11 protein-coding genes are annotated in these 9,788 nt (G+C 69.1%); 9 read left to right on the top strand and 2 right to left on the bottom strand.

The features are described 5' to 3' along the window. The first annotated feature begins 79 nt into the window (after window positions 1–79). From CG740_RS20060 to CG740_RS20030, 7 genes are all read left to right on the top strand, one after another. Complete coding sequence (locus CG740_RS20060) at window positions 80–283, top strand: MbtH family protein (protein WP_100576561.1); 204 nt, start codon at window positions 80–82, stop codon at window positions 281–283. Window positions 284–423: 140 nt separating this feature from the next. Then, entirely contained in the window at window positions 424–978 is a 555-nt protein-coding gene (locus CG740_RS20055) for a GNAT family N-acetyltransferase (protein WP_100576560.1), read from the top strand. Between the two features lie 108 nt (window positions 979–1,086). Beyond that, on the top strand, window positions 1,087–1,293 hold the full coding sequence (locus tag CG740_RS20050; RefSeq protein WP_100576559.1) for a hypothetical protein: 207 nt from the start codon (window positions 1,087–1,089) through the stop codon (window positions 1,291–1,293). Between the two features lie 155 nt (window positions 1,294–1,448). Then, window positions 1,449–1,781 carry a hypothetical protein gene (locus CG740_RS20045; protein WP_100576558.1) on the top strand — a complete coding sequence of 111 codons (333 nt, stop codon included), beginning with the start codon at window positions 1,449–1,451 and terminating at the stop codon, window positions 1,779–1,781. Between the two features lie 175 nt (window positions 1,782–1,956). Further along, a complete protein-coding gene (locus CG740_RS20040) occupies window positions 1,957–2,376 on the top strand; it encodes an ATP-binding protein (protein ID WP_100576557.1) in 420 nt (139 codons plus the stop codon). An 83-nt stretch (window positions 2,377–2,459) separates the two neighbouring features. Next, the gene (locus CG740_RS20035; RefSeq protein WP_100576556.1) at window positions 2,460–2,810 is read left to right on the top strand and encodes an STAS domain-containing protein; all 351 of its coding nucleotides are present in this window, start codon (window positions 2,460–2,462) and stop codon (window positions 2,808–2,810) included. A 101-nt stretch (window positions 2,811–2,911) separates the two neighbouring features. Then, window positions 2,912–3,337: an ATP-binding protein gene (locus CG740_RS20030; protein ID WP_100576555.1), complete on the top strand. Its 426-nt coding sequence runs from the start codon at window positions 2,912–2,914 to the stop codon at window positions 3,335–3,337. A 117-nt stretch (window positions 3,338–3,454) separates the two neighbouring features. Here the strand turns inward: CG740_RS20030 and CG740_RS20025 are convergent, their stop codons facing one another. Further along, complete coding sequence (locus CG740_RS20025; protein ID WP_442802835.1) at window positions 3,455–5,092, bottom strand: PP2C family protein-serine/threonine phosphatase; 1,638 nt, start codon at window positions 5,090–5,092, stop codon at window positions 3,455–3,457. A gap of 720 nt (window positions 5,093–5,812) precedes the next feature. Continuing rightward, window positions 5,813–6,985 (bottom strand): PP2C family protein-serine/threonine phosphatase, encoded by a 1,173-nt coding sequence (locus CG740_RS20020; protein ID WP_100576553.1) that lies wholly within the window; start codon window positions 6,983–6,985, stop codon window positions 5,813–5,815. A gap of 57 nt (window positions 6,986–7,042) precedes the next feature. Here CG740_RS20020 and CG740_RS20015 point away from each other — a divergent pair, with 57 nt between their 5' ends. Together CG740_RS20015 and CG740_RS20010 are read left to right on the top strand one after the other, a co-directional pair. Next, window positions 7,043–7,579, top strand: a complete 537-nt coding sequence (locus CG740_RS20015) for a MarR family winged helix-turn-helix transcriptional regulator (RefSeq protein WP_100576552.1) — start codon at window positions 7,043–7,045, stop codon at window positions 7,577–7,579. A 786-nt stretch (window positions 7,580–8,365) separates the two neighbouring features. Next, window positions 8,366–9,622, top strand: a complete 1,257-nt coding sequence (locus CG740_RS20010) for a PP2C family protein-serine/threonine phosphatase (protein ID WP_100576551.1) — start codon at window positions 8,366–8,368, stop codon at window positions 9,620–9,622. Window positions 9,623–9,788: the final 166 nt, after the last annotated feature.

Raw genomic sequence — 9,788 nt, 5'->3', positions numbered from 1 at the left:
GCGTGCCCCGACCCCGGCCAACACCTCGACCCTCCCGGCCGGCCCGACCGGTCACCCACCCTTCACGAAGGATCGAATCATGGACGAGAACACCCGCTACCAGGTGCTGCGCAACGACGAAGAGCAGTACTCCCTCTGGCCGGTCGACATCGAGGTCCCCGCCGGCTGGCAGCCCGTCGGCAAGGAGGGGACCGAGTCCGAGTGCACCTCGTACGTCGACGAGGTCTGGACGGACATGCGTCCCCGCAGCCTGCGCGAACGCATGGAGAACACCGGAGCCTGAGGCCCGGCCGGCGGGCAGCGCCGGACCGGCCCGACCGGTCCGGCGCCCCGCGCCTGCGCACAGCACGAGCAACCCCGGCCGCGCCACCACAGTGGCCGGGCCCCCGCCTTCCCCGCAGCGCCGACACCGAGGAACCCGCCATGACCCCCGAATTCCACACCGACCGCCTGCACTTCCTCCCCTACCGGCCCGAGGACGAGGAGCACTTCGTGTCCCTGCTGCGCGACGAGGAGGTGTGCCGCTGGATGGGCCAGGACCTCGTGCCGGAACCCGAACTCCGCGCACTGTTCACGGCGATCCTCACCGAGGTGTATCCAGGGCGTCGCTTCGACGTCTGGGGTCTGTGGCAGGACGGCGTGTACGTCGGTCACGCCGAAGTCAAGAAGACCGGCAACGTACCCGGCCACGAATTGGTGGCCGCCCTCCTCCCCGCGTACTGGGGCCGAGGCCTGGGCGGAGAGGTGGTCGGGGGACTGCTGAGACACGCGGCCGACGATCTCGGCCTGACCGAGGCCTGGGGCATGGTCGGTGCGGACAACGCCGCGAGCCTCGCGATGTGCGAGCGGCTGGGCTTCCGGTACGTCCGCGACGTGGTCGGTGACGACGGATCGGTGACCAAGATGCTGAGAATCCCCACGGCCGGCACATCGGAGAGACGGCCCGGGGAAGAGCAGAGGAGGATGTCGCTGGACTGAACCCGGCACGGCTCTCCTGCCGCCCGCCCCGTCGAACTGCTGCGCGCCGATGAGGCACTGGGCCTGTCCGTTGCCGTCGATGCCGGCCGGCATGGGATCCTCGGGGGCATGGAACTCGTCTCGCTCGAACTGGCCTCCAACCGCCTGCGTGACGCCCAGGAGGCGCTCGACGCCGCTCGGGCCGATACCGAACTCGAAGCAGTGGCAGCCCTTCGCCGCGGAGGCTCCGTGGAGGCGATCTGCGAGCTGTCCGGCCTCAACCCGCACGATCTGCTCCGCTTGGAGAAGGTGACCGGACCGATTCCGGCCAGCTGACCCCGAACACTGCCGCTCCACGGACTGTCCCGCCCCGGTGGCGGGACTCTCTGCCGTCCGGCCCCGGCCGTGGGTGGGCCGTTCCCGCTGAAAGGCGCTGCGTCACAGAACCGCACATCCGGCGCGGGCAACGCGGCGAGGTGCGAATCTGGGGTATGACCTATCACTTGGCGCTGTGGGACTCGAACTCGCTTCAGGACACGAGCGAGGCCCGCGCGGCGTACGACGAGCTCCGGGATCTCTATCTGTCGGGTCCGAGGCAGACCGCGACCGCACTCGTCCTGAAGATCAAGGAGGCCCTCGCCTCGCGCTGGCCTTCGGAGACGGACGAGGAGCGCACGGCTGTGACCTCGCAGGCCAGCGGCCCGCTCCTGCTGATCGCCATCAGCGGCCCCGGAAGGGCCGAGGCGGTCGAGTACGTCGCTGGTCTCGCGCGGGCCCATGACCTCGTCTGCTTCGATCCCCAGACCAAACAGCTGCTGCCCTGAGCGCCCACACGTTCGCGCCGGGAACTTGCTGAAGAAGTGTGCGCGGACGCACACGAGGGCGGCTGACGGAAGCGGGGGCCCGTGCGCGAAGATGTGCGAACGCATGGTGCCGAAGGCGTCGGGCAGACGAGACGCGAGACATAAAAGACGCATAACACGGAAAAGGGGGTGCGCCATGTCGGTCCACGAGAGTCCGTCACCGGATGATGTAGCCTCCTCGCCGCCGGACTTCACCTGCGCCCAGGCGCGGACAGAGGCGGGGGCAGCGGTTCTGCCGCTGTGCGACACCCTTCCTCGCCACCAGGCCCGGCGCCTGTACGAGGACGTGCTGCTGGTGGCCAGCGAACTGGTGGCCAATGCCCTGCGCCACGGTGGCGGGATCACCCGCTTCAGCGCCTGGGTACGCGACGACGCACTGGTCCTCCAGGTCGCCGACCGCAGTACGTCACAGCCCACGCGGATTCCACGGGATCCTTCGGTGCCCGGCGGTTTCGGTTGGCTGATGGTGGAGAACCTCGCCCGCTCGGTCTCTGTCGAAACCGGCGCGAGGGGCAAGACCGTGACAGCCGTGCTCGACGGAATCTCCTACAGCTGACGCCGGGCTGCCACTACCGCGAAGATCGGCGTGACCCGATACCGCATGGAGTGGCACGTGCGTGAGCGTGCAAAAATGCCGCCATGCATGGTTTTCCCGACGGTCCGAAGGTGCTCGTCACCAGACTGGACGAGACACTGCTGATCACCGTGAGCGGTGACACGGACGCCGACGACGCCGACGATTTCGCCGCGGTGTGGGAAGCGGCCCACGAGACAGGGCCGACCCTCACCGCGGTGGATCTGTCCGCGGTGCGCTTCGCCGACAGCATGCTGCTCAACGCTCTGCTGGAGGCGCGGAGCCGGCACCGGGCCGCAGGACGGCCGATGGTGCTGCTCGGCCCGCTTCCGCCCGGCGTGCATCGGCTGCTGTCCCTCAGCGGAGTTCTGGAACACTTCACCATCGTCGAAAACGGCCCCACACAGGCCGGCTGAAACCGATACCTCATATATCCCGGCGGATACGGGGTAGGCATTCGTCACGCCAGAGAGACCACATGATCACACGTCAGGGACTACAGCCCAGGAACAGCCTCATGGCCCTCCCGCCCGTATACGACTTCGATGGTTCCCTCAGGGACAGCATCAGCTGGGGCGCAGACGGCCTCCCCATCGCCCACGCGCGCAGAGCAGTACGAGCCCTGCTCGCTCGCGCCGGGCACCCGCCCCACACGCAGACGAGCCAGGACGCCCAGCTCGTGGTCAGTGAACTGGTCACCAACGCCATGCGCCATGCGCCAGGTCCCGGTGGGCTCGAACTGGAACTCACCGTCGGTGCCGAGCAGCTGCGGATCCGCGTGCGCGACAGCTCTCGCCGGGAGCCCCGGCAACAGCCGCGCGACACCACCCGGCCGCGAGGCCACGGACTCCACCTGGTGGCCATGCTCTGCTCGGACCTGCACACCACCACGTCCGACGCGGGCAAGCGCGTCACCGCCCTCTTCCCCCTCAAGCCGCTCTGAACGGCCCGTCCGCCCTCCGAACTCGCGATATCTGCCGGTTCGTCCGCAACCGGCTGGTGCCTGAGGTGGCCGAGCCGGGCGGCCGGGGGCTGGACGGACGGTGCGCAGTGCCGATGCTCAGCCGGTGAATCTGCCGCGCGTGCGGCCGTCCACGGCACTGAGGTGATGTGAGCGCGGTGCGGAGATCACGACGACGGCCATGTCGTCGTGGCGTCGGTTTCCCAGCCATTGGGAGGCCAGCATCTGCACGTGTTCGCAGATGCCCTCGGCGGGCATTCCCGCGCATCGGGACAGGGCCTGCGTGAGGCGTTCCTCACCGAACAGGGTGTCGCCCATCGGGCCCCCCTTGGCCTCGGTGATTCCGTCCGTGTACAGAACGCAGGATTCACCCGGAGCGAGGGTGACCGTGGCTGTGCGGGAATTGATGCGGGGCATGGCCCCCACCAGGGTGCCGCGCGTGTCCGCGACCTCCACCGTGCCGCCGGTGCGGACGATCAGCGGGGGCGGATGACCCGCGCTGGTCACCTTCACGTCCACGGTGCCGCCCCGGCGGATCGCCGAGGCCAGGAGCAGGGTCGCGTAGCGAGTGTGATGGGAGTTCAGCAGCGCGGTGTTGAGGAGGTCCAGCATGCGCTGGTGGTCGTCCGCCAGAGGCAGCAGTGCGTGCAGGGTGTTGCGGATCTTGCCCGTGAGGACAGCGGCCTCCAGACCTTTGCCGCACACGTCTCCGAGCGTCACCAAAGAGGCCTCGCCCTCCACCGCGGCGGGATGGACGTCGTAGAAGTCGCCGCCGATCCGCTCGTCGTCGGCGGAAGGCCGGTAGCGCCCCGCGAAGTCGACTCCGGAAATCCGGTGCAGGACCGGCGGCAGCAGCTCCTGTGTGAGCACGTCGGTGATCGCGGACTGCTCCGCATACAGACGGGCCGCCGACATCGCGGCGCCGGCGCGGGCGGCGAAGAGCCTGGCGAAGACCTCTTCGTCCTCGCTGAAGGCAGCCGTCTCCGCCCTGCGCAGCAGGACCAACGCCCCGGCCGGGACGCCGTGTCCGGGCAGCGGGGTGATCACTACCGAATTGACCGGCCCGAAGCCCTCGGGCACCATCCAGGCGGGAGCCGCGGCCGGATCGATCCACCGGGAGGGGATCGGCGGAAACCCACGCAGCGCCTCCCCGAGACCCGGCACGGCGTCCGGATCCACCGTCTCCTGGGCCGGTACGGGAGAGCCGCCGCGCACGCATCGCACCACCGGCAGTCGACGGCCCCGCGAGGGTGCGATGGCCACGGCGGCGTCCGCGAGGCTTTCAGCGGCCAGTTGCGCCGTCACATCCATGCAGCGCCCCAGGTTCAGTGAGGAGAGCAGCGTGTTGGACGCCTCGGCGAGGAACGCGGTGCGCTCCCGCTCCATCTCCAGTGCCTCGTGGGCCAGTTGGTGGTCGGTGTCGTCCACCAGCCACCAGGCCACCGTGCCGTCGTCGCGCACGGTCGGGTGGGCTTCGAAACGGCGGCCGTCGATGGTGCCCGTGAGCGTCCGCGCAGTTCTTGAGTCCGCTTCTTCCGTGCGTGGTCCGGGGAGTGGCATTGCGTGATGGGCGGACGCGAGCCAGCTCGGGACCGTGTCCCGCAGGAGCGCCCCCGGGACCGCCAGGGGCAGCAGTGCGGCGGCAACTTGGTTGCGCTCCACGAGAATGCCGTACGTGTCAGCGATCAGGACCGGGTAGGGGGCACTGCCCCAGGGAAAGTCCCGTGCCGGCACCACACCTGTCCGTGCTCGGGTGGAAGCCAAAGATCGAGGACCCGCTGTGCGAATCCCTCACCTCATCAACTCGACGGGAATGTTGCCTTTCGGCAACCATCCCGCACCGGGGTGGCTGCTGACAACCCGGCCCCGCTCTCGTTCGCGCGTACGCGGCCGAGTGGCGCGCGTGTTCGTGCCGACCGCGACGGCTCCCCGTGTCCCCGCGGACGTGGGCGGACGGAAGTGGCGCCGATACACCGGGGTCGATTCGGTCAGGTCGCGTCGCCCCGCAAAAATCCTCATTTCGGGGGAACGCGGCGAGAGGCGCGCCGAAGCGGGCTCGCGGCGGGCAACTGGATGGGTGTGTAGCCGAGTTGGAAGGGTGGAGACCACGTGCTGAGTGATCAGGACTGTTCCGTTTGCGCGGAGCTGCGAAGGGAGGCCGAGGCGCATCGAGCGGATGTGGGCGACCTGCTTCTTCGAGTGCAGATCCACGAACTCGGCGCCCATCACGATCGACTGGGGCCGCGCCTTGGTGCACCGGGCCAGGATTCCCTTGCCACCTGAGCCGTGCATCGGGACGGATCTTGACCGTGCGTCATGGCCGCACGGTCGAGGGGCGCCATGCAGGCGAGCCGCGGCCTGCCCGGGACTCCCGCGACGGGAACACCTTTGCGGAGCGGGCCGCGAGAAACACACGTCAACCCCCTTGGTCCGGTGGGGAATTCGTGGGGGCTGTCGCTAGTCTGCCTGGCGCCCGTGCCAGTCGAGGCAGACGACCATGGCGTCGTCGTCCGCTTCGATGGGGCCGCGGTGTCCCGCGAGCTCTCGCAGCAGGGCATGGGGGACCTGGGAGGCGGGCAGGAGACGGGTGTTGGTGAGGGCCCGCACTAGGGCCTTCACGCCCTGGCGCTCGCCGGCGGGGGAGGGCATCTTGTTGACGCCGTCACTGACGAAGACCAGGCGGTCTCCAGGCTGCATGTCAAGGAACTCGCTGGTATAGGGGGTGTCCTCGAACATGCCGAGTGGCATTTGGGCGTCGAGCTGAATCTGCTCGGCCCTCCCCTGACGCAGGCGCCACATCCGAGGGGAGCCGGCATCCACGATCTGCGTCCGACCCGTGTCGAGGTCGAATCGGAGCAGCAGCGTGGAGAGGTAGGCGTCGCCCTGGTAGTGGCCGTAAACGGCCTGGTCGGCCAGGCACGCCTGGTCCGACAGGGACAGCCCGGCCCGGCGCGCGTTGCGCAGCGCGTTGACGGCAAGGTTGGTCAGCAGGGCGGCCTCGATCCCCTCTCCCATGCCGTTGGCGACCACGAGGGTGAGGTGGTCGTCGGACGTCGACCAGTCGAAGTTGTCGCCGCAGACGGCATAAGCCGGCTCCAGCTGGGCCCCGAGGTCGTACTCCGGTCGGGAGCAGGACCGGCCGGGCAACAGCTGCCATTGCATCTCGGCGGCCAGGGTCAGACGATTGGTTCGTCGCGTCCGCAGGTAGACGTCGGTGTCCCGCTCGCCCACGACGATCTCGTGACCCAACACTTCGGCGATGTCCCGCAGTTCGCGCTCCAGTGCGGCGTCGTACGTCTGTTGCGGCAGGGCCACGGAGAGGACACCGATGCGGTCGCCGCGGACACTGACGGGCAGATGGACGGTCAGCCGGCCGGTCCTGTCGTCCGCCACGGCAAACGGCTGCTGCGCGCCGAATGCCCGCCCCGGTGAACTGTTGTGGACAGGAATCGGCTCAGCGGTGTAGGGAGGCTTGCTGACCGGTTGCAGTAGGGTCATCGCGTAGTCGGCCATGAGCAGGTCCACGGAAGCGGCTCCGTAATGCGCTGTGAGAGCGCCTTGTACCGCTTGGAGCAAGGCGTGCGGCGCCGCTTGGCGCAACGCGCGTTCCGTAGCCGTGAATCTGTCCACTGTTCGAATACCACCTGTTCGGGAAGATGAAAGCAGAGGAGCGGGAGGGTCTTTGTTGTGGCTCAGCGACTGCCAAGACGGCTGAAAACCGTGACAGTTGGAGGAGCGGGCTCCGAAGCCGACCAGCAGGCGGCTGCGTTGGCAGCCCGGGAGGCCATCGAGGTGCTTGAGGTCCTGTGGGGCCAGAGCAGAGAGCTGGCGCCGACCGCTCCTGTTTCGATATCTCAACTGCGGGTGCTGTACGTCCTTGCGGGTAAGGACGGCATCAACCAGCGCTCGCTGGGCGAGGAGCTGGGCTCAACCGCGTCATCGGTAAGCCGCATGTGCGACCGTCTGCACGCGCTCGACTTCATTGAGAGGACTCCCAGTTCGGCCAGCAGGCGAGAAGTGGAGCTCCGCCTGTCGAACAAGGGAGTGCGCTACCTCAAGGAGTTGAGGACGCGACGCGAGGAGTCACTGGCTCAGGTGGTCGCCTCTATGACGCCGCCCGAACAGGCCGCTTTCGCGCAGGGTCTCGCATGCTTCCGGACAGCGTTGCTTCGCGACCAGGGCGTCGCCGGTACTGTCCGTGAGGAGGCGGCGGGTTCCGCTTGATCCCGTTTCGCGGCCGGTGCGCCAACAGGTTCACCGTCGTCTGTCCTCCAGTGAGAATGTCCAGTGCGCACGTCGACCGTGAGCCGGGTCTAGAGTGCGACCACACGCCATAGTTGTCAAACGACAAGTGTTTCTCTCCGAAAATGCGGGGTCGTCGCGATCGTGGCGATCCCTTCGCACCGACCTGCCCCGTTCGCCTCCTCGGCGCGACAGCTGCGGGGTACGCGCGGCGAACGAACGGCGAAGCCGCCACTGCGGCTTGTCGCCGCTCCGGGTGTGCCATCCCTCAAGAGCCCGTTGTGGATGGCCAATTGACGGGTCGTCACCGATGGGAGATCGCGGCGCGCGGGTCGGCCGGTCGAGGCGGTGCGCGTGGCCCTGCCCGGTAGCGAAACGCCGGGATCGCCCGGCCGTCCGGCTCTTCGGGTGGGCGCCTTGGCGCTGCAAGGCGACGACGCTCGCCGGCCGGAGCGGTGGACGGTCGGCCGTGGGCAGCTCGATCGGCGGCGCGTAGTTGGCCCATGAGTATATTTGCTATGCGACAACAGTTACGGTGGGGGGCGGTAAGAGCGGTAAGCCCGTGCCCGAAGGCGCCGCACGCAGGTCAGCGAAGGGGATCCAGGTGAGTGTCAGCAGGGCCGCGGCGCGCCGGCAAGTGCCGAAGGCGTGGCGGGGAAGTGCTGGGACGGCGGTCGAGCGGCCCGGGGGAGAGCCTGCGTGCCGCGCCTTGAGCAGGCCCGGACCGGCCGGCCGCACCCCGTTGCGGCGAGCGCAGCGGAGCAGCGCATGAGGGGCACCTTCCGCGCCCTGCCCGCCCTCCGCGAAGCCGTCCGCCGTTCCGCCCGGCATCACGGAGTGCCCGCCGGCCAGCGCTCACGCCTCGTCCTGGCCGTCTGTGACCTGGCTGCCGGCGAATTCGCCGCAGGCCGACCTGTGGACCTCAGTCTTGAGGTCCAGAAGGATCCGGACACCAGTACGCGGATCCTGGTCGCCACCTTGACCGCGCCGGAGGCCGAGGGGCCCCTTCCCGTCACCGACCTGCTCCTGCCCGCCGCTCCGGCGCCGTCGGCCGCCTCGGTGTCCTGGCACCTGCCGCTGACCGAGGCCGACCCGGCCCCGACCAGCGGTCACTACCGTCCGGACGCCCCGCCCCCGAGCGAGGCCGAAGCGGTGGAGGAGGAGCTCCGGGCCGCCCTCGCCCGTGCCGATGCTCTGGCGGCCCAGCAGCAGCTCCTTGAGGAGGAACTGGCCGAAACCAACGGCGGCGTACTGGCCCTCTATGTGCAGCTCGAAGAACGGGACGAGCGGTTGCGCCGAGCGCACGGCGCCATGCTCCAAGAGCTCGAAGACGCGCTGCGGCCCGCCCCGCTGCACGTCGAGGGTCTCGAACTCGCCGTTCACTACGAGCCCGCCGACCCGCTCGCTCCCACTGGGGGAGACCTCTACGACTGGTTCCTCCTGCCCGACGGCACCCTCCACATCACCGTCGTCGACGCCCTGGGCCACGGGGTACGCAGTACTCGCAGTGCCCTCGACGTCACCCACGCGGTACGCACTCTCGCCCTCGAAGGCCATCCCCTGGATTCCATCGTGGCCCGCGCCCACGAGCTGCTCATGCCGCTCGCCCCGGGGCTGATGGCCACCGTCCTCCTGGCCCGCATCGACCCGGCCACCGGCGATGTGCAGCTCGCGAACGGAAGCCACCCGCCCGCGCTGCTGCTCCCAGCGGAAGGCGACGCCTGCTATCTGGAGGTCGCCGGCCGAGGTGTCGGTTTCCCGCTGCCGGGCAGCCAGCTGGTGCGGCAGGCCCACCTCGACCCCGGCGACCTGCTCGTGCTGTACACCGACGGTCTGACCGAAAGCCGCCGGAATCCCATCGAAGGTGAGATTCGGCTCGTCGAGTCGGCCCGCCGGCACGCGGCCGAACCCCTGACGGACATCCCCAGCGCGATCGCCGCCGACATGCGGACCGTGGTGCTGCATCCCGATGACACCCTGGCCCTGGCCATACGCATTCCCCACCCGGAGCCCACAACATCGTGATGACCGGCGTGCCCGGCCGCGGCAGTAGTGTGGGAGATCGGCGCTGCCGTTCGGGCACCGGGTCGTCGGCAGCGCAATGAGATTCCTGACGACCGTGCACACCCGTGCGGAGTGCGGAAGAATGCGAGCGTCACGGGGAGAACGCGCGACGAGGTGGTGAAGCTTC

This window comes from Streptomyces sp. CB01201 (genome assembly GCF_002803085.1).
GTDB classification, from domain to species: domain Bacteria; phylum Actinomycetota; class Actinomycetes; order Streptomycetales; family Streptomycetaceae; genus Streptomyces; species Streptomyces hundungensis.
The sequence above is the reverse complement of the archived record's forward strand: the minus strand, read 5'-3'. Positions and strand labels throughout refer to the sequence as shown.

Coding starts and splice junctions, on each gene's coding strand:
- CG740_RS20060 (WP_100576561.1), top strand. CDS start 80: ATGGACGAGAACACCCGCTACCAGGTGCTGCGCAACGACGAAGAGCAG.
- CG740_RS20045 (WP_100576558.1), top strand. CDS start 1,449: ATGACCTATCACTTGGCGCTGTGGGACTCGAACTCGCTTCAGGACACG.
- CG740_RS20040 (WP_100576557.1), top strand. CDS start 1,957: ATGTCGGTCCACGAGAGTCCGTCACCGGATGATGTAGCCTCCTCGCCG.
- CG740_RS20035 (WP_100576556.1), top strand. CDS start 2,460: ATGCATGGTTTTCCCGACGGTCCGAAGGTGCTCGTCACCAGACTGGAC.
- CG740_RS20055 (WP_100576560.1), top strand. CDS start 424: ATGACCCCCGAATTCCACACCGACCGCCTGCACTTCCTCCCCTACCGG.
- CG740_RS20030 (WP_100576555.1), top strand. CDS start 2,912: ATGGCCCTCCCGCCCGTATACGACTTCGATGGTTCCCTCAGGGACAGC.
- CG740_RS20050 (WP_100576559.1), top strand. CDS start 1,087: ATGGAACTCGTCTCGCTCGAACTGGCCTCCAACCGCCTGCGTGACGCC.
- CG740_RS20010 (WP_100576551.1), top strand. CDS start 8,366: ATGAGGGGCACCTTCCGCGCCCTGCCCGCCCTCCGCGAAGCCGTCCGC.